Below are 26,971 nucleotides of genomic sequence, written 5' to 3'. Positions count from 1 at the left end.
GTTGATGGCTAAACGCTTAGACTTAACAATTTGTTCTTCTCAATCGTAGTTCAAGTCTGCTTAATGTTAATACATTGCGAAAGTTTTCCGGGAAACATTGCTTAACTCAAATCTAATCTAAAACATAAGTTACTGTTATGAACCGAACATCCCTCTTAAAAAGGAATGCAAGATTTCTATGCCTAATCCTAACGATGGCAATAAACCTGATGCAATCTGAACCAGCTTTTGCCAAAGACGATGACGCGCCTGCTTATTATATTGCTGAAGGCATTGTTGAAGGGATCGTTCAAGATGAAAACGGACTACCTGTTGCTGGCGCCAACGTTGTAGTTGAAGGTGCCAATAAGTTCTCTATTACAGATACCGCGGGAAAATTCACTATTTCCATAGAACCAGGAAACTATGTCCTGGCAATTAGTCACATTAATTACACTTCATTGAAACAAGCGGTGAAGGTAAAGTCTGGCAAAGAGGAAACAATTGTTGTGATGCTTAGCTCCTCCAACACAAACATGAATGAAGTGGTTGTTGTTGGATATGGTACCCAGAAAAAATTGAATCTTACAGGCGCGGTTTCACAGGTAACGGCGGAAGTACTGGAAAACCGGCCTGCCCCGAACCTGACCAGGATGTTACAGGGTGCACTTCCGAATCTTAACCTTAAAATGGTAGATGGAAGTCCCACACGTGGCGCCACTTACAATATTCGCGGAATCACTTCAATAGGAAGTGGCGGTAGTGCACTGGTATTAATCGATGGTATTGAAGGCGATCCAAACCTGGTTAATCCAAACGATGTTGAAAGCGTTTCTGTTTTGAAAGATGCTTCTTCAGCCGCAGTTTATGGATCCCGGGCCGCATTCGGCGTTGTTCTGATAACAACAAAGAGTGCAAAAAAAGGCAAGATACGTGTCGATTATAGCGGCAGCTATTCAATAAACCAGCGCACCGTTGTACCAAAGCTGGTCACTAACGGTTATGAATGGGGCAAAAATTTTGATGAAGCATTTAATGCCTGGTACGATTATAATTCGCATCCGATCTCTGTTAATAATATATACCCTTTTTCGCTGGAATACCTGGATGCCCTGAAAGCCCACAATGAAGATCCATCCCTACCCCAGGTAGAATACAACGCTGCAAAAGGAAGATATGAATACTTCGGCAACACCAACTGGGATGCGCTGGTGCACGCGAAAAACATTCCTTCAATGGAACAATCGCTAAGTATTTCAGGCGGAACAGACAAAGTGAATTACTATGTCTCCGGACGATATTATTTTCAGGATGGTATATTCAATGACAATCCAGACAGGTTTAATAAATACAATATCCGCGCTAAAGGAGATATTAAAATCACCTCCTGGTTAACTTTTCAAAACAATCTTGATATTACCAATTACACCTATAAATATCCAATGCTTGCCGATGGCGACGGCAACGTCTGGAGGAACTTTGAACACCAGGGCTATCCAATGGCCGTTGTAAACAACCCGGATGGAACCTATACTCATTCTGCCGCTTATATTGGCCTCGCATCTTATAAGGAGGGCTATAATGAATCAAACAAACAAAACACCTATCTCAGGAACACATTCAGCTTAACCGCAAAACCTATTCAAAATCTACTGACACTAAAAGCTGATTTCACCTATGCAAGACAGTTTGAAAGTGAAACAAGGGTGAATGATTTTATTAACTTCAGTAACGCCCCCGATCTCACGGCAAGATTTGGCCGCAGCCTTCTTCGTGAGCTTACATATAATGAAAAATACATCAGTTCCAACTTTACGGCGGATGCTACAAAAGATTTTGGAAAGCACAATGTAAAAGCGTTGATTGGAACCAATATCGAGTCTTTCACCGGACTTAATTTAGATGCACAGAGAGATGGCATTCTTATATCATCAATGCCGGATTTCAACCTGACAGATGGATTAAATTATGCCATAACCGGTGGTGGTACCGAATGGTCATATCTGGGTGCATTTTATCGTCTAAATTATGCGTTCAATGACAAGTACCTGCTTGAGTTCAATGGCCGGTATGATGGTTCTTCAAAATTCCCGGCCGATCAGCGCTATGGTTTCTTCCCTTCGGTTTCCGCAGGCTGGAGAGTTACGCAGGAAAAGTTCATGGAACCAACCCGGTCCTGGCTGGATGATTTGAAAATCCGCGCTTCATATGGTTCTCTGGGTAATGGAAACATCAATCCTTACCGGTTCCTGGAGCAAATGGGAATCAGTAAAACCAGTGTGATACTCGGTGGTGTTCAAAAAAACTATACTTCCCTGCCAGGTGTAATTCCTGACGGACTTACCTGGGAACGTTCAAACACACTTGATTTTGGAATAGATATCAGTTTGTTAAACAGGAAACTCAACGTCACATTTGACTGGTATGACCGGAAAACAACAGACATGTTTACCCTTGGTCAACCTTTGCCTGCTGTATTTGGGGCAGCTGTTCCATCCGGCAATTTTGCTGATCTTACCACAAAAGGCTGGGAACTTACTTTAAGTTACAGAGACAATTTCAAGTTCCTCGGCAAGCCACTTGAATATAGCTTTTCGGGGTCACTCTGGGACAGTAAATCTGTTATAACCAAATTCAATAATCCACCAAATCTGCTTTCAACTTATTATGTCGGGCAGACAGTTGGTGAAATCTGGGGTTATACTACACTCGGTTTATTTACTTCATTGGATGAAATAAATAAACATGCCAATCAGCAATTTCTTATCAATTCGAACACTAATATCTGGTTACCCGGAGACCTAAAATTCGCAGATTTGAATGGGGACAATGTAATTAATGCCGGAAAAAACACACTCACAGAACCAGGCGACAGATCAATCATAGGCAACACATCACCCCGCTATCAGTATGGCTTCAATGCTTCGGTTAATTGGAATGGCATCGGAATTTCAGCTTTCTTCCAGGGAATAGGCAAAAGAGACTGGTATTTCACTCCGGAAGCAGGATTGTTCTATGGTCCATATAACCGCCCTTATGGTTATCAGCCACAGAAAATGATGGACGATCTCTGGTCTGAAGAAAATCCAAATTCTTATTTTCCCAGATACAGGGGTTATACTGCATTAGGCGCCAACAGATCTTTGGGTGCGCCGCAAACCAGGTATCTGCAGGATGTAAGTTACCTGCGACTCAAAAGCCTGACAATTGATTACTCTTTACCTGCAAGATTATTACAGAAGATTTCACTTGTAAAGGCATCTGTTTACATCACCGGCCAAAACCTGTTTACCTTCTCAGGTTTATACAAGCATACCGACAACTTTGATCCTGAGGTAATGGAAAACCCGATTGGTGACCTGGCCAACGGCAGTGGACAGGGCTACGCATATCCCATGCTGAAATCGGTGACTGTAGGCCTGAACATCGGCTTCTGATAACCAGCAATACAACGACAAGAGTAATGAATAATAGCCGGCATTATGAAATCTCAATACAAATCAATTATATGAAACATAAGCAAACAATATTGTTACTAGTGACACTCGTCATGGTAGCAGCTACGATAACATCATGCAATAAAAACTTTTTAGAAAAGACTCCTTTTGATAAACTGGTACCATCCGAATTTTTCAATACCGAAAAGGATCTTGATTTGTATGTTAACTCATTTTACCAGCTGCAACTTCCTGCGGGACTTACCATTGTGCAGGACGATGAAATGGGCGACTATACTTCAAAAAATCAATCACCGACATTTATTGCGGGCACCTATAGTTCAATCAACGAAGGATCCTGGAACTGGACAAATCTCCGGAACATCAATTACTTTCTTGAGCAATATAATAACCCGGCTATACCTCAGGATGTAAGAAATCATTATGCTGGTATTGCCCGTTTCTTCCGGGCATACTTTTACTATGACAAGGTACAGACCTATGGAGACGTGCCATGGTATAGCACCACTCTTGCAACCGATGACTCAGCTTTGTATAAGAACAGGGATCCAAGAGCCATGGTTATGGATTCAGTATTGGCTGATCTTAATTTTGCAGCAACAAATATATATGATACGAAAGATGTGACATCAAGCACTGTCACGAGGCAGGTTGCACTTGCATTCAAGTCACGGGTATGTTTATTTGAAGGAACATTCCGAAAGTATCACACAGAATTAAAACTTACCGGCACTGCTACAAAATGGCTCACCGAAGCAGCAGATGCAGCGAAGAAAGTGATGGATGCAAAAAAATATAAATTGTACAGTACCGGTGCTCCGACAAAAGATTACCGCAATCTTTTTATAAGTGAAAACCCGGTGACAGATGAGGTAATGTGGTCACTTGTCTTCAACAATGCACTAAGAAGATGGCATGAAGTAACCTGGAAATTTAACAGCGCTACTTATGGTTCCAGGTGGGGGCTAAATAAACAGTTCATCAACACTTATCTAATGACTGATGGAAAGCGCTTTACGGATATTACAGGTTATGATACGATGGTGTTTGTAAACGAAATGAAAAACCGTGATAACCGCCTCGGTCAAACGGTCCGTTCTTTAGGCTACAAAAGAAGTGATGGCAGTGCAGCGCCACCAAATTTTGGTTACACATTTACCGGGTACCATATTCATAAGTTTAGCCTGGATGACAAACGTCTCGACGGTGTAGGCGAATCAAACAATTCCATTTCAATGCTACGCTATGCAGAAGTATTATTAAACTATGCAGAAGCAAAAGCAGAATTGAATCAAATGAACGCAGGGACCTGGACCGAAACAATAGGTGCGCTTAGAACCAGGGCAGGTATCAGTGCTACCGAACCAGCAACGGCAGATACATATCTTCAAACAGTTTATTTTCCTGATATTTCTGATAAATATTTGTTGGAAGTAAGACGTGAAAGAGGTATTGAACTGGTTTATGAAGGACTACGTTATGCTGATCTGTTGCGCTGGAAAAAAGGAAATTTATTAGAAATGCAATGGAAGGGAATCTATGTACCTTCGAAGAACCTGCCGATGGATCTTGATGGAAACGGCACGCCGGATGTTGCATTTGTTGATGTAGCGCCCGCGGTAAAAATTCCGGGAGTCATATACTATACATTGACTGGTTCAGCAAAACTTTCGGAAGGCAACAAAGGATTTGTAACCTGGAGAGATGATGAGGCAAGAAGATTTGAAGACAAAAAGTATTATCATCCGATCTCAAATGCAGATATGGTTCTGAATCCCACTTTAACGCAAAATCCCGGCTGGCAATAGTTTGAAGTATTATAATGACACATATATTCGAAGATATGTACAAATCCAAAAATGAATTCATGAGAATCAATCTTAAAGCAATCTTTCTTTCGCTCATTGTGATTTCACAAAGCGGTATATTGACTGGACAAAGTGCCTCGGCATTAAATGATAAGCGAATCATGTTGCCTAATGGTTGGTCAATAACCCCAGTCGGCAAAAACATACCCCTGGGTGATCTGCCGCTTAACCTGGTAGTAAGTAATAACAGGAAATACATGGCAGTTACCAACAATGGCCAGAGCACACATACCATTGAATTGATTGATGTAGTTAAGGGCGTCAGGATCGACAGTATTGTTATTGCTAAAGCCTGGTATGGATTAACTTTCAGTAAAAATGATCAGTTCATCTACGCATCGGGGGGCCATGACAACCAGGTAAACCGATATAAGATCATTAACAGCAAGATGAAGCTGGTTGATTCTTTTGTGCTCGGCAAGCCCTGGCCTGAGCAAATTGGCACCGCCGGGCTTGATATAGATGAGTCGGTCCACAATAAATTATTCGTTGTTACCAAAGAAGCAAAAAGCCTTTTTGTTTTTGATCTGAATACAAAAGCAATGCTCAACAAGGTTCAATTGGGTGCAGAAGGATATACCTGCAAACTTTCAACTGACAAAAAACTCCTGTATATCAGTTTGTGGGGTGATAAGAAGATACTCATCTATGATATCGCTGCACAAAAAATTTCCAGTGATATAGCTGTTGGGGATCACCCGAATGAAATGTTGCTGACAAAAAATGGGCAGTTTTTATATGTAGCAAATTCCCAGGACAACTCCGTATCAGTGATAAACACCAAAACAAAAAAAGTAGTTGAAACACTAAATGGGGCGCTGTTTCCTGCATCACCAAGTGGTTCGACCAGTAATGGCCTGGCACTGAGTGAAGATGAAAAAACCTTGTACATCGCCAATGCAGACAATAACTGCCTCGCCGTTTTTGATGTTACAGTCACTTCAAAAAGTAAATCAAAGGGTTTTATTCCTGTTGGCTGGTATCCAACGAATGTGAAAGTGATTGGCAAGAAAATTTATGTTACCAACGGAAAGGGACTTAGTTCATTTGCAAATCCACAAGGCCCGAATCCGGTAAATAGAAAGCAAGTTGTTTTGAGCCATGCAGGCGATAGTACAAAACCAGCTGCAGTGCAATACATCGGATCCTTGTTCCGTGGTACTTTGAGCATTATAGATGAGCCAACCACAAATCAACTTGCAGTTTATTCCGGGGCCGTGTACAAGAATTCACCATATTCAAAATCAAAAGAATTGCTGGCAGATGGTGAAGCCGGCAATCCAATACCCATGAAAGTTGGTGATAAATCACCGATAAAATATGTGTTTTATATTATCAAGGAAAATCGCACCTACGACCAGGTACTTAGTGATGTAAAAGGAGGGAATGGTGATACCAGCTTGTTATTGTTTGGCGAAAATGTAACTCCCAACCAGCATAAACTGGTAAAAGATTTTGTATTGCTCGACAATTTTTTTGTAGATGCTGAAGTTAGTGCCGACGGCCATAATTGGTCGATGGGTGCTTATGCAAATGACTATGTCGAAAAAAACTGGCCAGCATCTTATGGTGCTAAGGGGGGCACTCATGGAACTTCAGCGACTTTGAAGATAGGTAATAACAAAGACGGTTTTATCTGGGATCTCTGTGCCAGGCACAATGTAACCTACAGGTCTTATGGAGAGTTTGTTGCTGACGATTTTGGCGAGAAACCAAGACTGGAAGTATTAAAAGGGCATGCTGCGGTTTTCACACCTTATGGTTTGAAAGTAAGAGATACAATAACGGTAAATCAATGGAAAAAAGATTTTGATTCATTGGTCGCAAAAAATGCTTTACCACAATTTTCTTCGATCCGACTGGGTAATGATCATACCGAAGGTATGCGCGCAGGCAGACCCACCCCCTTTGCACATGTGGCAGACAATGATCTTGCAGTCGGTATGTTGATTGACCATTTAAGCAAAAGCCCCGTTTGGAACGAATCGGTAGTATTTATCCTTGAGGATGACGCACAGAATGGCCCTGATCATGTGGATGCGCATAGAAGCCCGGCATATGTTGTAGGTCCGCATGTAAAGAGAAGTTACGTAGATCATACGATGTATACCACATCCGGGATGTTAAGAACCATGGAACTTATTCTTGGTTTACCACCGATGACTCAGTATGATGCTGCTGCAATGCCTATGTGGAATTGTTTTACCAGCCAGCCAACACTGACCCCGTTTACGCATCTGCCGGCTAATATTGATTTGAATGCAATTAACCCAGCAGCTTCCCAGGGCAATGCAATGGCGAAACTATCAGAAAAATATGATTGGTCGGAAGAAGACAAGGTGCCGGACCTCATTCTGAATGAAATATTATGGCAGGGGATCAAAGGTCAGCCAGCACCATCGCCTGTGCGTGGAGCATTTTTAAAGAGAAATCATAAAGAGGACAGGTAAGAGAAATTTTATGTTGTAATGAACAAATTCATAAAACATGAATTTTGATTAACAATAACCTTCAACAAAAATTAACAATCGATGAAACCATTATTAATTGCCTTGTCCTTCACCTTAGGCCTCAGTCACAAAAATTCCACCCTTTAGGCACAACTTCAAAATCGGCTTTCCCGGAAGATAGGATCGAAGTATTTTTCAATAAGTCAACTGGCTTTACAGAACGTCGCCTGAATTTCATAAGCTATTCTTGTCGGGAAGACAAGATTCGAATTTACCCTGTATATATTTGCAAATCAATTATTTGCAAGAAGACAATTTAACGACTCACCGAATGACTCACTGACAAAATTGGATGAAGAATTATGTCTCTTATTTATTTTTTATAAGTTAGTTGTATATCGTAACTGTTAGGATTTTCTATATGATCCCGATCATTGTAATTTATTCGGAAATAATATGAAAATTTTTGATCCAAGATAAAACATGTATTTCCTTCATCTTCTTTTGCGATATTAAAAGCCTGTTCTAGAGCAGATTTCGCTCCAACCAAAAACAGCCCGCAATTTTCAAAATTCTCATTAAAAATGTAGCTCGTTGAATCCTCTTGAATTGTAAGGTAAATCTCTCTTAACAAATCTGAATCAACAAAAGTTGTTTTTTGGCCATTAACAATTTCGTTTTTAATCTTGAAACCTAAAAAGGCTGTCTTTAAATAACTCAGGATTTCATCTGAGGCGACTAAGTCTAGACATTCAAAGTCTTCCAAAAATAAACTCCCGAGCAACTTTTTAAATTTTAGAATTTCAAATTTTCCTTTTTGTTTTCGTTTTAAATAATCTAATCTATTCATTATAAAAAGCTTTTGATTTTGGTTTTGCCATTTGAGGCTTATTATTTTTTTCTCCACTTCGATTTAGTCCATCAGGCTTGCTCGGATCCTGCTTGGTCGGTCCAGCCTCCCAATGTGGTTGCCCTTCATGACCCCTATCACTTTTTGCATCTTGTACAGTTTGTTTTTTATCTCTTGTCATAAACACCTTATCTTTTGAGTTTGTTGCTTTATCGGGTATTAACGGTTGACTTGTGGGAATCTTTTGTTCTCTCATAACTTCCCGCCGCGCTTCACGACTAGTTTTTGCTCTCTCGACAGCTTTATTGACGGAGTTGCCAATGGTCATAGCTGCTTTTTGAGCTTTTGTAATCTCTCGTGCTTTTACACCAATGACTACCGTCGCCTTAGCGCCTCCTTTGATAAAAGCTGATGCACCTGACGTGACTGCCCCAACCGCCGCCGCAGACAGTATGGACTTACCATCCACCTCTGTTAGGGACTGGGTGATTGACTTTCCTTGTATCAAGTTTGAGGCAACTTGAGTGCCGTAGTCAACTACAGCACCAACCACTGCTCCGACTACCCAGTTCCAAATTTCACCGTCAGGATCATTGATTGAAATTGGATTATCTAATGAATATTGATATGGCACCCAAGCTTCTTGATCCGCTTCCTCAGGCTTAGGATCCACTTGCATAAACCTACCAATTTGTGGATCATAATAACGTGCATTTACATCATACCACTCAAGCCCCGAACCATCGGAGAACTCTTTTGATTGCAGGTCTGAACCTGCATTAAACTTACGTTTGTTTTCTAGTTTACCGACTGCCTTCGACGATATCCCAGGCATTGTGAGTCCAAACGGATAATAATGCGTTTCCTCAAGCAACGGACTCTTGGTATGACTTACCTGTAAATTATCAAAGAACACATCCCACAAAGGGGTTTCATTACTGACGTAAATATATACAAAACCATTCTTTGCAGCAACCAAATTACTTGCAGCCAGATTATTGAGTACATCTGCCGAACCAACCAGGATGGAGCTGCTATTAGGAAGCACATTAAACTGATCATCCAGGAAGACGTAATTCAGCTTTGCCTTCGGTCTGTTTGTTGGAGTTGTATCGTTTTGAGTAAATGTGGTTAATGGACCTGCTAATGGACTTCCGGAAGGATTACTTAATGCAGCCAGCGTCCCCTTGGTTTCACCAATACTACCCACGATTCCAGTAGCTAGTGAAGTTAAAACGTTTGCGATGATATTGGCAGGCGGTTGCGCCGCACCCTGGCCTCGGTAAAACGACTTCACTGCGATGTTCAACTTGTCACCCGTCATCACTTTGAGCACAACACTGGGGCCTATCTTATTTCCACTTCCATTAAGTTTCGATAAGTAGTTGTTGGGATTGGTCGTCGTGTCTGTGGGATAACCACCAGGCACAGTCGAAGATAGAACAGCTGTACTTGTGATATTGCTAAATATCTTTTCTTCTTCCGTACGCGGAGCAAGCTCCATGGAAGCAATCGTACTATTTGTTTGCTGTTCATCGGTCAACACCATTCGCACATTGCCAAGATGATCTTTTACAAAGTAGTCGTAGTGGAAGATGGCCTGTGAAGCCGGCTTATCCACTCGTACCCTACCCTCTTCCTGGCCAAAAAATTGAAGTTTATTGTCATAATTAGGAGTTGCCGGATCAGCGGGACTAATGGACTTGGATTCATAATTAAATCCGCCCAAATAAGTTGTTGCAATATCGCGGGTTTTGTTATTATTGGACGCCAGCGGAAGTTCATGTACCCGTTTTTCAAGTTTATTACCAGCCGCATCATAAATATATGTGATGGTTCCCTTCGGGTTACCCGAATCATCTTTCACCGAGATTACACTTGGCAAATTCAAATAATTGTACTGGATGGCGCCACCGGAAGTTAAATCAACACCAGCCGTAATACCCATCTTTTTGTTCAAGTCTGTGATTAAGTTCCCGTTCTTATCATATCCATAGTCATCGCCCGTGTTCTTATCGGTGAAATCTCCAAGCTTGTGATCAGGACCGGGACTCGATTCCGATACACTTTTCAGTTTATTACTGTTTCCATTGTTGTAATATTGATAGGTAAGATTGTCAATTTCTTCACTGGCGTTAAGACCCTTCATTCCCCAATGCTTCATGTTCATGATATTGCCATTGGCATCGTAAGTATTGCCGGCCGGATTGTAATTTGTACCCCCTGAACCGCCTGCGGTTGAAGAACCATTGGTGCCGTCACCCATCACCATATCAAACCTGATCGTGGGGTTGTCTGAATAGGTATTACCAGTTCCCTGGCTAAAGTCCGCCCCAAGTATCCGGTTAGCACGATCATAGGTATAACCGTAGGCGCGTTGCTGGCCATCTCCTTTCGAACGCCACTTTGCCCCTGCAATGTTTCCGTTAGTCTGGTTCAAATCAAAGCCATGATCATAGCTCAGTTCCATCCCAAACCAGTTGTTAGTAGAGGAGCCAGTGACATAATCTTTATTAATGCCACGCAACCATCCACGGATATTGTAACTATGATTCAATGTTTCAATGGGGGTATTGGTATAGTTTGCACCATTTTTTTGCTGGCCAAGTTCCTTTTTCTTTAATTGGCCAAGCTCGTCATATTCGTTTTTGGCAATCGTTACTAAGGTGCTGTTGTTATCGTTAATCGTTTTATTAATTTCCAGCAGCCTTCCCCCAAAATCATAGACCATGTTTGTTTTAACCCGCGTTGCAGCGATTTCAGAAGTTGGGTTCTGGTGACTGAGATAGGTACTTAATACTTTTCCCGTAAAGTCATACAAATTTGTTGCGACATCTTTACCACCCTTATAGTTATCACTCTGCACCTGGATGGTGCGACCTTCTTCGTCGTAATAACTTACGGTAGTCAGCCATCCACCTGCAGAAAGATCGTTGGGGTTTTCCAGCACCCGCACCTTTGTGCCCGTTACCAAACCGGTAGTCATCTGTGAAGTTGTTGCAGGAACCGGTTCACCATGCAGGTTTGCTCCAGCGCTAAGCTTGCTATTATCAGCAGTGGAGTATGTCTTGTTTCCGACCCAGTCTCCATAGCTATCATAGTAGGTAATGGTAAGTGCAATGAAGTTGTGGTTGGGTGGTAACGGGTTATCCAGGATTTCTATATTTTCCGTGCTCCCTGTTAAGTTTGGATCAATCTCGGCTGTAAAATCAGCGCCGGATTCACTTTCAAAGCCTGACAAAAAAGTTATGGATTCTTTCGCCTTATACGGATTTTTGCCCGGTTCCCGAGTAGCATATTCCGGGTTAATTAGAGCCGTACCATTGGCTATAATACCACCGGCAGTACCTGTTCCGGTTTGTACATCTACTATTGCCTGCAACTCATTGCATTTGCCCATGTACGTTATCATACCCGTTGTAACAGGACGATTCAATCCATCATACAGCGTCGTCAACCATTTATTAGTAGACCGCTGGTTTGCATCTTGCGTAAAAACAAGTCTATCTCTTTTATCATAGACCATGTAAACCCAATCTGACCCAGGCACCTTCTTTGCGATCATGCGTTCGCGGGCGTCGTATTCATAACGGAAACACAGTTCCTTAACAACCGGCTGGCTCAGCGTCCATACACCAGAGACCATTGTTTCAACGGCCTTTGGAGGAACTACAACTCTAAGCCTATTAAGATCATCATAAATATAATAAGCGCAGCGAACCCTGCATAGCCGCTATAGTCGGATGGGATACCATTGCCGATCTGTACTTTCTTAAGGATCACCTGGCCTTCTTTGTCTTTGTATTCGACAACAGCGTGGTCATTCTCGTCCTTTGTTACATTTTTATAGAGTTGCCCGTTTCCGTAAGCTGTCCCTGCAACTGGAATATTGGTGCCATCATCATTGCTGTATGTGAGTTCAGTATTGCCGATGGTCCAAATTTTCACATCATCATTTGCGATATTAATCAGGTATTCAATTCCTGTTCCTTTATCTCTTCCGGCCCAGCTGTTACCTGGAGCCATGCTCTTGATGATCCTGTTCAATGGTGAAGCTTCATAATTAGTTTTGCTAAAAAACGTTTGTTCATTTGTCAGACCAGGATTGTATGTGCTGGACTGATAGAAGGAAGCTTGCTCACTAAATGGGCTTAGTTTGAAAGAACCATCACCATTTCCTGTAGTTTGAACATAAGGCAGATACTTATAAATTTCCCGCCCAAAGTTGTCATAAACTACAGGCGACACAACATCCTTTGCCATTGGCGAGGATTGACGCGAGACGGTTTGTAATGGTCGTCCAAGACCATCCACATACTCCGTAGTCTGCTGGGCATGTTGGTAGCCAGCACTAATAAGCGCTTCTGGTGTAGCGTATGCGCCTCGGGCCTCCCAAACGCGAACATAATTTAACACTGGCTGTGTATAAGAAGCCTGATTTGGTATAGTTACGGTAGCAGCAGGCACAGTGGAGCTAATAGGCTTATTCGCTTGCTGTGCTAATAACGATCCACCCGTTAACTGTAGAATTGTTGCGATAAGCCACAAGCCTCTTTTTTCAAACTTAAGCATGGTATAGGTTTACGGTTCGGCTCTTAAATATTTTTGTTGCTTTATGTTATCCTGATATCCCAGGATTCTATAAATGATTCGACACTAACTAAAAATTATATCCTAACCGAAATTTGATCGGTTGTTCCCGCGGCAATTGACGATAACTCAAAAAATCCCATAGCAACTGAGCTTTGGTCTTTTTGAACAGCTTTGTTTTAAGTGATACGATTTTACTGATGCCAATCAAACCACTTTGTTGCCATTGTGAGATACCATGTAAATCGCTCAACGCCTTAAAGCTGCTGCGATAATTCTGTTCGTATCCACCACTCACGTAAAAACTTCCCTTGAGCTTCCAGTCAAGAAAGCTTCATAGTCCAATTCCTTCATGGCTAATTTTCATATGTTTTATGTCTTTCCCCCATCCCATTTTATAACTTCCCCCGATACCCACGGTCCCGGCTTCGGTAAGCTTATAACCTAGTGATAATCCAACATCGGTGGTTGATGGGAAAAAAGCATTTGATCTGACCGTTTGAAGATTAGTGCCGAGTTCTAACCGCTTCAAAAGCGATTTTGTTTTCTGTTCATTTGGTTTGAAGTCCGGCAAGTCAGACCCGCCATTTGATAATTTATTTTGGAGTTTGTCCTGAATGGATCCCATTGCAGCTTCTGCGCCCTGCAATTTCTGTTGTAGTGCGGCAGTGGCTCCAGTCCCCGACAAACCGGCCTGTGACTGAATGATTTGGTTTACCTGATCGCGTGTTTGGAAACCATTAATGGCAGCTGCTCCGCTGGCTGAAGGCATAGGGAACAAGGCAGCAAACTGTGAGTTTTTCTGCATGAAGTCCTGGAACACGGGAAGCTTTTGCAATTCACCGATAACCTTCCGTTCCAGCAAATCTGGTTGTTTAAGGATAGCCTTATACTCACTGATTTGTTGAGAATAATAATATGCCTGTTTATTGTATTTAGATAGCGATTTCATTAAGCCAAATCGCTGACACTGCTCTTTTAATAAGTTTTGCCGTTGCTTTACATAATCTTTGACGTACTGCGTATAATCCAGTTTATTATCAACGCCTTTTAACTTGTCACGGGCACTTGTTATTAACTGGCTGTTTTCTTTAACCTTGCCTTTGATGTTATTATTATCTAAAAACTTTAAAGATGTAGCAAGTGTATCCAGGTGTGCATCATATTTTTTTCCCTCAATGGCCGGAAAATTACCAGTCTGCATTTTTGAAATCAATTCGTCGTATTGTCTTTCACTATCAGCAAACAATTCCCTCGCTGCAACACTGTCTTTTTTCATTAGTCGTTTCTTCAGCTTCTGTTCCTGCCGTTTTAGGCGATCAAGACTTTTCTGTGTTTCGCTAACCACTTTGGACTCCAGCTTTGTAGCTTTAGATTCTAGCTTAGCCAGGAAGCGACCCGGGAATGCGAAGATGCCAGATCCTGTTGCCTCCGGTTCCTGCGCTGCAACATCCAATGACTGCAAACTCAACAGCATGCAGCTTAAGAATGTAAACAAAAACGTCTTATATTTTAGCATCAGTAGGGTTTAGTAATAAAGAGAACACACTGCAAACAACCGACTTCGTTCATTGTTCCTGACATCAGCTGAACAATTTGCTGAACGTAATATGTACCAGGTTAATATTTATCAAAGATTCCCACGGACAAGCTCTTTTTTCAAATCGTCAATTTGCTTTTGCTGATTCTCTAAAGTTTTATTCTGATCTATCAATTTTTTATTTTGTTCAATTAAATACAATGTCAACTCTTCGATTTTTTTCAACAATATGGTTTGGTTATCTCCAACATCGATACCATTCTTCTCAACCTCCACAGCTGATGGCACTTCAGGTAAATGATGATGCTGTTTAACAAAACTTTCGACTTCTGTTAACGGTCTAAGTTTGTATTCTTCATCGAATACATAGTCTGCCCAGCCAGTAGTTAATGTGACCTTTAGCTTTTCCGCATAGATATGTCCCTTGATCGCAAGCATTGCTCCAGTGGTTGGAGAACCGGTAGGTCGTGCATTGGTACCGATTAAAACGGCACCAGTGCTTGAAATTCTCATTCTTTCTATATTATTAGTGATAACCGGGAGATCGTAGTTATCTACAGTGCCGAATGTTTTCAAGGCCGCTACTGTACTGCCACCGAAGCTCCAACTGGCACTGCTCGAGCCACCTATAGTTGATACGCTCCTATAAGAAACATTCCCATTGGCATCGGTGACAAGGATTTGATCCAGTGTGTTGTTATTTGCCAAACCCTGAAACCTCAATGTACCGTTAGTGTGAAATTTTGCAGATGGTGTTAACACACCAATACCTAAGTTCCCGTTACCGAGAAACGTTGCAGCCGGCGCGGCACTGTTTGCGCCTAAATGAAGCGGACCAGTTGTTGATTTGATGGACATATCTCCCGCAACAGTTCCTGCAAAAAAATCGTTGCTTGCGCCGATACACCGAACAGCCCCTTCTCGACTCCACCTTGAAAAAAGCCTAAATCTACTTGCGTAGATGAATTCAAGCTGTTAATTGCCAGTTTACGGGTAGGTGCTAACAAACCAATACCTAAGTTACCGTTGCCTAGAAACGTTGCGGCTGGTGCAGCACTGTTTGCTCCTAAATGTAGCGGACCTGTTGTTGACTTAATGGACATATCTCCCGCAACAGTTCCTGCAAAAAAATCATTGGTTGCACCGGCTATACCGAACAATCCCTTCTCGACTCCTCCCTGAAAAAAACCTATATCTACAAGCGTTGATGAATTCAAGCTGTTAATCGTCACTTTACGGGTCGGCGTTTTTGTCCCGATTCCAAGACGATTGCTCAACATCAATGATCCATCATAAGAATCTATATTGGTTCCATCTGTTTCGTACCCAATAAACAGGGGCTGCTGTAATACCATGAATGCCTGGCTGTTATAAGAAGGATAAGCGCGAATACCCCATTTCTCTGTTAAATACGGGCCATCGACATCTGAATAAAAACGCAGTTGATTTGTTCCTTTAATTATTGTGGTTCCGTCGAACATGCTAGTGCCCACCACGTGGAACTTTTTCTGAGCTGGTGAAATACCAACACCAACATTGCCTGTTGGTGTTGGAAATATATTGTCCTGGCCTATGGTGACAGTACCAGATGTGGCAAAAATCACTGCCATTAAAAAAGCTTTCATTTTCATAAAATAATTTGAATATGACACAAGACTGTTGACTTGCTTATTGGGTTAGGATTTATTGAATTCTAAGAATTGAAATTTTCTGTGAACTCCAACTTTTGTGATTATTATTTGAATTTTGAAGCGTTGTAGTTTATAATTTATTGGGCCACCCCATCTATAGTTATTGTCCAGCCTTTAGACTTTAAATGATTGACGGCAATATCGCTTGCATTTGTCCTAGTGGTTCCACCACTTACTATTCTGATAAGCCCATTTGTAACAGTTTGCCCAGCGCCTGTTGAAATCTGGCCCAAAAAATTATCGAGTGCTAGTGATGGAATAGGAATGAAGGGATTACCGGGACCATCCTGGTAGTTTTGCCTGCTCGCAAACCAATAGACCAGGTTTAAATGTTTAAGTGCAGACAAATCCTCTCTGTCCCAGTGTTCATCTTTGATTCTTAATTCTGTCAATTGACTGAAATAAGTGTTCCAGTCGGTCTTTAATCTGCTGATCTTGAACGTAAGGTCGCGATAGCCCGTCCTGTCTGGACCATAATGGGCGGTGTGAATCCTCTCCAAACCCCTATTGTTTGCCATGAAATCCTGGGAGTAATCTAAATTCAAAGATGGATTTTGAGAGTCCCCATTGTGAAAACTTACTACTTTGATATTGCTAATTGAGTTCCAGTTTACAATATTGGCCACCGTTTGCGCGCTCGGTTGCTGATAGCTTGAACCACCAATAATCACGGCGTTTTGTGGATAAGTACCTTTAAAGTTCCTTAAGAGCATAAGACTGGTGGCTGGCACAAAAACATTGTCAAGTGCTGGCGACTCCTCTTCGTTGTGGTAAAAAGTAAGTGTTTTTAAAGAATCATTAGCGTAATTATGGGTAAAATAATAATAAGGAGACCCGACATTGTGTTCAATAGTATTTGGAGCTAGAATAACCCCTGTATTATCAGTTTCTGATTTCCCAAGCGGCATTCCGGTTCCATCCCCAAAGTCAATGTATACTGCATTTAATCTTCTTATTCCATCAATACTTGTATATGGAAGATCAAACTGATAATATCGACACCCAGTTACTCCTTTAGGAATTGTTGCTCCAGTATTTACAGTTAAATTAAAGTACAAAGGATCAGATCCGGCCTCAAGTGTTCCGATCGCTTGATTCGCGGCGTCGTTATTCCATTTGTTTTTAAAGTCAATTTGATCTACTGCATTACCGAGCAATTTACCATTGACGTTGAAAACTCCCAGTGGATAGCCAATAGTATTGGTTCCATTGAAGGTTAACATTGCCAGCACAGTACAGTTGTCTCCACAACTACTTCCCGGTACTGGGACAGAATAACTGTATTCATACAGCTTCACTATATTTTTCTTACTATCCCGAATTGCTCTAAGTCTTGAAAAACCATCGTACTCGAAGAAAGTGATAACGTTGTTGGCATCACATTGGCTCGTCATACCTAATAATGGATCAAATGTGTATGTTGTCATTCTTGCATCAATCGGATAAGCTCTGACTTCATCAATTTCGTCGGCGATAATCGTAATAGAGGTTATATTTAAGAGGGTCCACTTATATAGTTTCCATCCGTTAAATGAGGTATTAGTGATCAACTGCCCTGCATTTCCGTTCACAACAACTGACCCCGAAGGCCGGCTCCACATAGTGACAACATAATCACCAGTTTGAAGAAATGTCTTTGTCAACGTTCCTGAAAAGCTCGCTGTGCCTGTCACCCCAGTATTGTTGTTGAGGATTGATGAACCTAAGGCGGGACTCCAGCCACCGACTTCCTCTTGCTCAAAGCTAGTATACAGAGCTACCATGTTCGATGAGCTAATCATTTCTGCTATTGGATGGGATTTATTGTAACCCCATATGTAAGATTTATAAATACCATCTTTAGTTAAGTACTTCGTAATATTCCCTTTACTGTCATATTCCTTGAATGAGATATCTGTAGCTAAGGCATTATTAAAAACAGATGAGGATACCAGGGCCGGCTGTATGGTTAGACCATTCCATTTTTGATAATCTGTTGTTACTTCCGACAGTATCTTATTGTCGGTCACATTATTCACTTTAGTGTTAACTACATAGTCAAGCATATTTTTGCTAACCATCTCATTGTAGATGTTAGGTGTGCTACCGTTCGGTGCTGCCAGGTCCTGCGGATATTTCATTTTTTTGGAAATGGATTTATTGCTACTATTGACTGTCTCAATCCTTGTGGGCATCATGTGGTTGACATTCCCATATATATAATCGGTGTTTTGAAGTATTGCCGCACCACTGACCTGGTCGTATGTATACTCTTCTTTTCTATCGAGATAGATTGGAACAATGTCCGTATAATACATATCAACGCTCATTAGCGCTGTGTAAATAGAGTTAAACCCCACCCCATTTCCATCAATGATAGTTATTTCAGGTCGAACTATGTTAATCTTACAATTTGGAATTAGGTATTGATTTACTTCACAACTGGAAGGGTTGAATTTGCAATCAGGATTGTACTTGATAGTATAGATATTTTTAGTACGCTGCACATCGACAAATGCTTGACCCATTTTTTTTTGTGCAACCTGTTCAATCAAAAACCCGGTAATTCCAAACTCACCTTCGTTGAGATATTTATAAACTGTTCTGCCGTTTTCCCCTGTAGGATCCTGCGTCTCTGTAACCTGTGAATAATTGATAGACTGATTAATTCCATTCCCAAGTACCGAAACCGACGAAGATGCTAAAACATTGTAACCGCAACCATAATGATTAACATCTCCAGGATGATCCTGTGGGTCATCCGCACTCCGGCCGGGCAGGATACTGCTGTAATAGTTGAAATAATACGGCGCTGGCAGTTTGGCCGTACTGATTTGTGGCTCAGTTAAGGAATTATAATTGTAATATTTCTGCCCTATTAGTTCGTTTGCTGTGCCGTAATTTTATATTGACGAAATTCTCAAACCTCCGAAAATAATTTTTTCATGTGTTACCGTTGCCGTAACAGATTTCAGCCAGTTAATAGTCACTGATCCTGGGTCAGTATTATTGTTACGGGAAATCCTGATTTTATATGTGTGACCAGGAGTTAATCCTGTGCTTCCGCCCAAAGATAAAACTGCAGTACCTTCTCCGGTTGGCACAGAGGCGATTAATGTTGTACCATCCAGCAATTCAGCGGTCATCTGATCATCGTAAGCGATAGGGTTCAACGTCCAGCTCCACGTAATGTTATTAGCACCAAGTGGCAAAAGAAACGAGGTTTCAGTGATAAATGTATTGGTGCCTGAGTTTACATTGAAAATTACACTCTCAGGCACATTTGTTGTTTGTTCCTCGGTAACCGTATTGAGATGAGGACCATAAGCGAAGATCGATGATCCTCCTGTAGGATAGGTTATCTTATTAAGTACAGAAGACTGCATGTAGACAGAATCGGGATCCCTATCCGCACCAGTCGTCACCCCTATGCTTGGATAAGCAGGCACCAACGAAGAATTAAGTTTTCCATTATAAAACCCCCAATGATCCTGCGAAAACGCGAATCTCCACGGCATGGAATGCTCTTCATTATAAGAAAAGGTATATGCAGGTTTGCTATCTTCCTTAACTGCAACTAGCTTCAGCCTCGTGGGAGAATTTTGGAGCATGAAATAGCTATAAGAAAGTTGCCAGGTTTTTCGTGTCACATTTTTATGACGAACTATTACCTTCTCCAACGACTTTCCTTGAGCCACGTTTTGATAGGAAAGATCAAGACGAGGAGCAGCAGAGTATTCGAACAAAACTTCAGAGTTAGTTTCTGTATTTGAAATCTTTTTCAGACGAACAGCTGCTATCGTTTCAATTCGCGTGCAACTTCTATCAGTCAGGGAATTAATACATCCTGTGCCATTGTATTCCACAAAGTATTTTACTTGAGACAAGCTTCGCTCTATGGTATAGCTATAATTTTCATATTGAAAATCTACGGTCCAATTACTTGGACTAATTATTTTTGATAAGAACCATGCTGTTCTCGGGTATATTGGGTCAAGTCTGGGACTTTCAGTGCCGACCGTGCACACAGCATCGACATTAGTAATGGATTCTTGTACGTCAAAGAAAAACCGATAACCTTTTTGATCTGTTATTATAAAGCCGTTAAAGTAAGATTGATCTACAAATTCAATTCTTATATCAGAATTATATGGAATGAGCCTTGGTTTCAAATTTCTATCTCTCACAAACTTACCAGACTGCCCCAGGAAATTGTAGTAATAAATATCTCTCTCGGTATCCATATTCTCAACAATAATCTCATGGGCCTTATGATAATCAGCATAGTTAGGGTGATTCATTGACGATCATCTGCGCGGTCGAATGAAACACCAGGGTTGAAGTTTGCCGATGGGTAAGGTGTTGCATCATTGACAAAATCCGCGGTTCCTAAAATTGCACGCGTGATAACCCCTCCCGCATTTAAATTCCACCCTAGTCCTACACTGGATGCGATCTCATCCACTCTGATACCACCAGAATGATAACTTAAATTTACTCCCACCTCAATATCACCGACCCTTAGGTTATACATGTCTATCCCGATCTGAGCAAGGCCACTAGCAAGTGAGACCGGAACATCTCCATACTTGCCGAGAGAAGCAGCCTCCGGGGAAGGTTGAACAACTTTGGGATAATCCGTTTTACCTAGTGGAGCAATCTGACCGGAAAGATTCAGAACAAACGTGAGTGTGACGATGTAAAGAAAAAATGTTTTCATAGATTATCATTGAAATAATACATGCGCTAATCACTAGGATGCGCTTTGTATTTTAACCAGTGGTTTTCGCCTCCTAAAGAGGTTGTTGTTTAAACATGACGAAAAAAATCACGTAAATGACTTCATCTTAAGCAACATTGCTAAGCGCGTGCAAGAATGTTAAAATGAATCTTAGGGCGAAGAATTTTCGATGAATGATCGAAATTGCCCGTCGAAAGACTTTTGTGCTCATTTAACAGAAAAATTTAGCTCTTGTATCTCTTGTGAGGCGAAAGAAAATATGAAGGATCCATATGGCTTTCGGAAAAGATATTATCACGATAAAGAAAAGAATGGAAAGCGAATACTAAAATTATTGTTCAAATTCACCCGAGGAGACGTCTTTGTAGTGAACAACCCAACACTCAATATCTCTTCAATTTAAGATTTTCAACTTCATCAGATCATTGACGATATCGAAAAATTAAGAAAAGTGCAAACGACTTTCTATAGCAATCGATGAATTTAGCACATACATGCAAGAAGAAGGTAAAGTCCATATACCACAATCATAAACGCACGATAAATTACTTACTCCATCGTGCAGAACTTGTTGCCCAATTGGATAATGCCCGCCTTCCTATTCCGGAAGCCAAGTATATAATTGGTTTGTGTTCATTCGATCCTCCTTTTTTGATACGTTTTGAAATGATTTGAATTCACTCTTCACCTTGTTAGTCAGTCCGCACGTTCGAATCCATTTCGAATCCTGTCAAAAAATGTCAAAAAAAATTGACGCAACATTTTGAGGATGAATAAATTATCGGTCAATCTGTGAGTACAAAGGCTATGCCTTGTTTTACTCACGGATTTACTCACAGGAGTTTTGCTATTATTGGCTATAAACTGATAGGGATAAAAGAAAAAATCCCTGTAAATAATCAATATTTACAAGGATTAATAGCTTTTGACAGCTATTCTTGTCGGGAAGAGAAGATTCGAACCTTCGTTCTAAATATCTTATTAATAATTCACTGCAAAAACACAAACTATGCGGTTCGCCGAATGACTCACTGCCCTGCCAAATTTTCTCCATGAATTTCCCATTATTACAAGAATAGAACTTTTCCCAAACAAAAAGCTAACCCTTGCATCGAAGTTTGATTTAACCCTAATTACAGCACCACAGTTGCAGCTAAACTAACACTCCTTCCTACCCCATTGATTCCAGATCCATGGGTTCTGTAATCTTGATTCAATATGTTTAGAAAAGCAAGATTGAGCTTCAATGCCCCGAACTGATAACCACCATAAAGATTAAATACATTCCAACCCGGCGTACCACCCCTTGGGATACGGTTATCCTCTTTATCACCCTGCGCAAGACGAGTCTGCTCTGCTGCAATCAGAAACTCTGCTGAACCAAACCATTTCTTATACTGATAAGTGCTTAGTAAACGGCCATTGACAGGCGGTATTCTCCTAAGCGGCTCTGACCTGGTAAGACTCTGACCTTTTGTGAGAGAAATATTTCCGCTAATGTTCCATCCGGTCATCAGTTCGTAAGCCAATTCGGCTTCAAGACCTTCTATATATGCTTCCTCAACATTTTCTTTTTTATAAACGGGATAGCCATTAATTACTTCGGTATCTGATTTAACCCTTGTAATTAAATTATTGAGATGCATATAATAACCGGATAAACTCGCTGCCCATTTACCTGCCTCCAATTTATAACCCAACTCAATGGTGCGTGATCGCTCCGGTTCAAGATCATAAGCGGGAACTTCATACCTGAAATCAACAATTCCCAGCGTGCCCATATCATCCACATTGGGGGCACGATAACCAGTGTTGAAACTTGCATAAACACTTTGCGATATTGTTATCTTATAAAGCAGCGATGCATTATAAACAAAAGAAGAGGGACTTATCTTCACATTTCCAAGAGTAGTATCATTAATATTGATCTGGAAAAAATTATATCGAACACCTGCTTCAATCAACCATTTGTTAAGATCAACATGATGTAATGAATAGATGGAATAATTGCCATATTCAGACCCATCCGGATAAAGCCTTCTTTTTTTGGCACTTGCACCGGTTTGAATATTCAAATCTTCGGTACCGCTATTTACTTTGTCATAATATAATTCTATTCCTGAATTCGCGGACCAGGATTTTGAAAATTCTGAATTGATATCGGTTGTGAACCCAATGGTATTCACTTTATCTTTTTCCATACGAAGTATGTCGGTTCCGTTTTTCCTGCTGTTTCTTCCTTCCATATGCTGCTGCCAGGAGGCAGTCATGTCAATTCTATTCAGCGATGGCTGTTTACCTTCTATACTCAGTTTTGCATAAGTCAACATCCTTCGCTGTGGATCGAATTCGTTGACGGCAAAATTTTCCAGCTGAACCTTATGATAAACCGGTACTTGTTGTTGCTGCAAAAACTGGTGTGCCAGCGTCAGCCCGATATTTGGACGAAGAACAAACCTGGTTTTGACATCAAATGAATATTCTTCATATCCCGAAGGAGATTGTTTGCCAGTTGTATCACCCCCAATTAAATCACCAAAGTTTTTATAAGTAGCACCGATTGTTGCCGCTGCACCGCCTGCACTGTAGCTTGCTTCTCCCCTTCCGGTTTTTTCCATACCACCGGTCATAAATTTTCCGACCGCTTTACCCGACCATACAGGTTTACCAGTTGAAAATTTTGGGTCAGCTGTAAATACCTGGATCACTCCACCCATAGCATCAGAACCATATTGTACCGAACCTGTTCCTTTTGCAACCTCAATCTGGTTGATGGTAAAGGGATCAATGGTGTTGAGATATTGATTCGGACCGTAGCGAAAGGTTGAATTATTCAGCCTGATGCCGTCAATCAAAATTAAAGTCTGGTTACCGGTTAGCCCCCTGATAAAAGGTGATCCCCCTCCATGATTTGTTTTTTGAACAAATACCCCGGTTGTACCGATCAATGCTTCTGGCGTAGAACGCGATTGATAGTTTTGGAGATAAGCTTTGGAAACTGATTCCGTAGAATAAGGAACCAACAGATCTCTTTGTGCCTTACGGGTTGCTGTTACAGTAACTTCATCCAATAGTTTTGAAGTGTCTTTTTGGGAAAAAGCTCCAGTTGTAAATGCCAGCGATACTAATACTGTCAGTTTGATTTTTCTCATAACGGATTTCAGTGCTTGTTTCTAAGATTAATTTTTATCAATTGCGGTCGAACATTTCAAATTCAAATGGTGTTGTTGTCTACCCGCGTCTTACTGATTACTTGTCATCCGGAGTCTTCTTTTTCTTTGGAGTACTATTTAATTTAGAAGCGGCATTTTTATTCGGGGAGTTTTTGTTTGTTTTTGCAGTCTTTTCTTTTCCGATTTCCTCATCTTCGTCACCATCCTCATCATCATCGTCGGCGACGTTGACAAAAGCACTTCGACGGGGTGCGGGCATTTCACTGTCCTCGCCTTTCACCGCTTTCCAGATTATTTCGCTAAACAGCAGATCAGGTACCCGGTCTTCTTTACTCAGATCTATATCAGCGCTAAGTCTTGCCGTGGCGTTTCTGGCAGTATTTTTATCATTCAGGTTTATGTTGGATGGCAATGATTTAAATGCAGTAAGATTTGCATCAGCCGTAAAACTTTTAAACATCGGTGTCGCAGCCGCATCATACTGGCTCATAGGAGGCAATCCCAAAATCAGTTCGATAGTCCGCAACATTGATGATGTGGAGTACATAGTAGTATCAACAAATCCGCGTTTTACAAATGGACCCGCAACATAAGCAGTGGTACGATGTGCGTCAACATGGTCTGGTCCGTTTTGAGCATCATCTTCAATAATAAAAACTGCGCACTCTTTCCAGATAGGGCTGTTTGAGAGATGTTCAACAAATAATCCGACAGCGAGGTCGTTATCAGCAACATGTGCAAAAGGCGTTGTGCTATTTAGTCGCAGACCCTCGGTGTGATCATTGCTAAATCGAAGGGTATTTAGTTGAGGTACCGCATTGATGGCGACGAGAGAATCAAAATCCCGCTTCCATAAATTAAACCTGAGTGTATCCCGGATCTTAAGATCATAACCGGGGAAATAAGTACAAAAATGATCAACCAATGCTGGGATATTTGCTTTGCCACCATCAGCAAACTCGCCATAAGTGCGATAAGTAAGGCCGGCACGTTGGGCATAATCCCAGATAAAACCTTTTTTAGGATTAGCGATTTCTGATTGTCCTTCGCCGGGATATGTTCCACCCCGGCCGCCATAGCTGGTTACCCAGTTTTTTTCAAGGTAATCGGTAGCATGTGCTGAAGTACTCCAGTTATGGCCATCGGCACTTACCTCACCATCAGCATAAAAATTATCAAGCAGTACAAACTCTTTAACAAGTTTATGCTGATTCGGAGTTATTCTTTCTCCAAACAATACAATGCTTGTATCGCCATTTCCTTCAGGCACATCTCCCAATACCTGGTCATAGGTCCTGTTTTCCTTAATTATATAAAACACATATTTGATAGGAGACTTCTCTCCCACTTTCATTGGTATGGGATTTCCTGCCTCCCCGGCGCTATTTGTCTCCCTGTCTTTTGAAAACGGACTATTGGTATAAACCGCTTTTGAATATATAGCCAGGTTCGCGTCTGTTGGTTCATCAATAATTGACATAGTTCCCTTCATTAAACCACCAATATATCCTGCCATCACGGTACCTGAGGTATCTCCCAGGTGACGGACAACATTTTGCCGGGGTTCAACCGGATTAGGGCCATCCGGGTTAGGAAAGGAAGAGAAACCCTTCCCATTGGATACAAATATTTTTGACCCGATCACCTTTATATTAGTAGGATACCATCCAACAGGTATAAATCCTTTCGATTTGGTTCGCCCTGTTACAGAAACATCAAACACTGCAAGGCTATTATTATCTGCATTAGCGACATATAATTTGCTTTCATTTGTTGAGAGTGCAAGCCCATTTGATGTAGAGCCAGCCGGAGAGTTTGGATATAAAGCAGCGTTTAAAACCTCAAGTACTTTTCGCTTCCTGATATCAATAACGGAAACACTGTTGTCATTTGCATTGGCAACATATAAAACGCTGCCCTTTTTATTCAGCAATAATTCATTGGGATTATCACCTACTGCCACCTCTCCAACCAGTTTTCTTTGCCTTGTATCATAGATCAGAACCTTGTCTCCGCCCCATGAAGAAATATAAAGCTCCTTTTTATCATTCGATAACAAACAGCCATAAGCTTGCTTGCCAAGCTCAATTGTCTGAATAACTTTTTTATCTTCAAGGTTGATAACATACAATGAATTATTTTCCTTGGTCACAACATACATGAGATTTGCAACATCGTCAATTTCCAGACCTGCGGGAGAAATTTTTACCGGCCATGGTTTTCCAAGGATTATACTGTCTTTCAACTGTAGCTTATTGCTGATGATAGCATATTTAAGTATCCGGTTATCATTGCCACCGGAAGCATACAAAAATTGCTCATTACTACTGAACTTCAGACCATACCACGATTTCGGAATTATGACTGTATGAAGAATTGTTTCTTTTTTTGGATCGATGAGTTGAATACTTTGTATGCTTTGGCCGTTGTTGGTTACGGCTATATATTTTTTTGACCTGGAAACAGCAATATTCAAAGGAAGATCACCTAACGGAATTGACCGACCAGCAGGAGAAAGGTGCCAGCCATTGGGTAGCCGGACCCTGTTTTTTGACAAGCGGCTTTCAAGTGAGTCTTTTTGCGCAGAACTCAAATAAGAACAAATCAAAAGCAGCGTTGATATGGTTATTTTTTTCATAATGAAATGGATAG

Annotated in this window: 14 protein-coding genes; 3 read left to right on the top strand and 11 right to left on the bottom strand. The window is 41.2% G+C overall.

The genetic code is table 11. From position 1 onward, the window contains the following. Window positions 1-194: 194 nt before the first annotated feature. The 3 genes from VK664_RS26380 (at window position 195) to VK664_RS26370 (ending at window position 7,755) form a co-directional block, all read left to right on the top strand. Entirely contained in the window at window positions 195-3,416 is a 3,222-nt protein-coding gene (locus tag VK664_RS26380) for a SusC/RagA family TonB-linked outer membrane protein (RefSeq protein ID WP_461401717.1), read from the top strand. Between the two features lie 71 nt (window positions 3,417-3,487). Then, window positions 3,488-5,245 carry a RagB/SusD family nutrient uptake outer membrane protein gene (locus tag VK664_RS26375; RefSeq protein WP_461401716.1) on the top strand — a complete coding sequence of 586 codons (1,758 nt, stop codon included), beginning with the start codon at window positions 3,488-3,490 and terminating at the stop codon, window positions 5,243-5,245. A gap of 59 nt (window positions 5,246-5,304) precedes the next feature. After that, window positions 5,305-7,755 carry an alkaline phosphatase family protein gene (locus VK664_RS26370; RefSeq protein ID WP_461401715.1) on the top strand — a complete coding sequence of 817 codons (2,451 nt, stop codon included), beginning with the start codon at window positions 5,305-5,307 and terminating at the stop codon, window positions 7,753-7,755. A gap of 373 nt (window positions 7,756-8,128) precedes the next feature. Here VK664_RS26370 and VK664_RS26365 read toward each other — a convergent pair whose 3' ends face one another. The 11 genes from VK664_RS26365 to VK664_RS26315 form a co-directional block, all read right to left on the bottom strand. Beyond that, window positions 8,129-8,605 carry a hypothetical protein gene (locus tag VK664_RS26365; protein WP_461401714.1) on the bottom strand — a complete coding sequence of 159 codons (477 nt, stop codon included), beginning with the start codon at window positions 8,603-8,605 and terminating at the stop codon, window positions 8,129-8,131. Beyond that, the gene (locus VK664_RS26360; RefSeq protein WP_461401713.1) at window positions 8,598-12,251 is read right to left on the bottom strand and encodes an RHS repeat-associated core domain-containing protein; all 3,654 of its coding nucleotides are present in this window, start codon (window positions 12,249-12,251) and stop codon (window positions 8,598-8,600) included. The genes VK664_RS26365 and VK664_RS26360 overlap by 8 nt, the downstream gene beginning before the upstream one ends. Window positions 12,252-12,274: 23 nt before the next feature. Continuing rightward, window positions 12,275-13,177 carry a DUF6443 domain-containing protein gene (locus VK664_RS26355; protein ID WP_461401712.1) on the bottom strand — a complete coding sequence of 301 codons (903 nt, stop codon included), beginning with the start codon at window positions 13,175-13,177 and terminating at the stop codon, window positions 12,275-12,277. Window positions 13,178-13,529: 352 nt separating this feature from the next. Then, on the bottom strand, window positions 13,530-14,714 hold the full coding sequence (locus tag VK664_RS26350; RefSeq protein ID WP_461401711.1) for a hypothetical protein: 1,185 nt from the start codon (window positions 14,712-14,714) through the stop codon (window positions 13,530-13,532). Between the two features lie 111 nt (window positions 14,715-14,825). Continuing rightward, complete coding sequence (locus tag VK664_RS26345) at window positions 14,826-15,593, bottom strand: hypothetical protein (protein ID WP_461401710.1); 768 nt, start codon at window positions 15,591-15,593, stop codon at window positions 14,826-14,828. Then, the gene (locus VK664_RS26340; protein WP_461401709.1) at window positions 15,557-16,366 is read right to left on the bottom strand and encodes a hypothetical protein; all 810 of its coding nucleotides are present in this window, start codon (window positions 16,364-16,366) and stop codon (window positions 15,557-15,559) included. The genes VK664_RS26345 and VK664_RS26340 overlap by 37 nt, the downstream gene beginning before the upstream one ends. 137 nt (window positions 16,367-16,503) lie before the next feature. Next, the gene (locus VK664_RS26335) at window positions 16,504-18,933 is read right to left on the bottom strand and encodes a hypothetical protein (protein WP_461401708.1); all 2,430 of its coding nucleotides are present in this window, start codon (window positions 18,931-18,933) and stop codon (window positions 16,504-16,506) included. Window positions 18,934-19,308: 375 nt separating this feature from the next. Further along, on the bottom strand, window positions 19,309-20,706 hold the full coding sequence (locus tag VK664_RS26330; RefSeq protein ID WP_461401707.1) for a hypothetical protein: 1,398 nt from the start codon (window positions 20,704-20,706) through the stop codon (window positions 19,309-19,311). After that, complete coding sequence (locus VK664_RS26325) at window positions 20,703-21,125, bottom strand: hypothetical protein (protein ID WP_461401706.1); 423 nt, start codon at window positions 21,123-21,125, stop codon at window positions 20,703-20,705. Before VK664_RS26325 ends, VK664_RS26330 begins: the two co-directional genes overlap by 4 nt. Before the next feature lie 1,154 nt (window positions 21,126-22,279). Beyond that, window positions 22,280-24,298 carry a TonB-dependent receptor plug domain-containing protein gene (locus VK664_RS26320; protein WP_461401705.1) on the bottom strand — a complete coding sequence of 673 codons (2,019 nt, stop codon included), beginning with the start codon at window positions 24,296-24,298 and terminating at the stop codon, window positions 22,280-22,282. A gap of 97 nt (window positions 24,299-24,395) precedes the next feature. Beyond that, the gene (locus VK664_RS26315; protein ID WP_461401704.1) at window positions 24,396-26,957 is read right to left on the bottom strand and encodes a beta-propeller fold lactonase family protein; all 2,562 of its coding nucleotides are present in this window, start codon (window positions 26,955-26,957) and stop codon (window positions 24,396-24,398) included. Window positions 26,958-26,971 lie beyond the last annotated feature (14 nt).

Origin of the sequence: Flavitalea sp. (genome assembly GCF_035489435.1) — a bacterium.
Taxonomy (GTDB): Bacteria; Bacteroidota; Bacteroidia; order Chitinophagales; family Chitinophagaceae; genus DATHKG01.
Note: the sequence above shows the minus strand (reverse complement) of the source record. Positions and strands in the feature narration are given on the sequence as shown.

Coding starts and splice junctions, on each gene's coding strand:
- VK664_RS26380 (WP_461401717.1), top strand. CDS start 195: ATGGCAATAAACCTGATGCAATCTGAACCAGCTTTTGCCAAAGACGAT.
- VK664_RS26375 (WP_461401716.1), top strand. CDS start 3,488: ATGAAACATAAGCAAACAATATTGTTACTAGTGACACTCGTCATGGTA.
- VK664_RS26370 (WP_461401715.1), top strand. CDS start 5,305: ATGAGAATCAATCTTAAAGCAATCTTTCTTTCGCTCATTGTGATTTCA.
- VK664_RS26365 (WP_461401714.1), bottom strand. CDS start 8,605: ATGAATAGATTAGATTATTTAAAACGAAAACAAAAAGGAAAATTTGAA.
- VK664_RS26360 (WP_461401713.1), bottom strand. CDS start 12,251: ATGGTCTCTGGTGTATGGACGCTGAGCCAGCCGGTTGTTAAGGAACTG.
- VK664_RS26355 (WP_461401712.1), bottom strand. CDS start 13,177: ATGCTTAAGTTTGAAAAAAGAGGCTTGTGGCTTATCGCAACAATTCTA.
- VK664_RS26350 (WP_461401711.1), bottom strand. CDS start 14,714: ATGCTAAAATATAAGACGTTTTTGTTTACATTCTTAAGCTGCATGCTG.
- VK664_RS26345 (WP_461401710.1), bottom strand. CDS start 15,593: ATGTCCATCAAATCAACAACTGGTCCGCTTCATTTAGGCGCAAACAGT.
- VK664_RS26340 (WP_461401709.1), bottom strand. CDS start 16,366: ATGAAAATGAAAGCTTTTTTAATGGCAGTGATTTTTGCCACATCTGGT.
- VK664_RS26335 (WP_461401708.1), bottom strand. CDS start 18,933: ATGGGTCAAGCATTTGTCGATGTGCAGCGTACTAAAAATATCTATACT.
- VK664_RS26330 (WP_461401707.1), bottom strand. CDS start 20,706: ATGAATCACCCTAACTATGCTGATTATCATAAGGCCCATGAGATTATT.
- VK664_RS26325 (WP_461401706.1), bottom strand. CDS start 21,125: ATGAAAACATTTTTTCTTTACATCGTCACACTCACGTTTGTTCTGAAT.
- VK664_RS26320 (WP_461401705.1), bottom strand. CDS start 24,298: ATGAGAAAAATCAAACTGACAGTATTAGTATCGCTGGCATTTACAACT.
- VK664_RS26315 (WP_461401704.1), bottom strand. CDS start 26,957: ATGAAAAAAATAACCATATCAACGCTGCTTTTGATTTGTTCTTATTTG.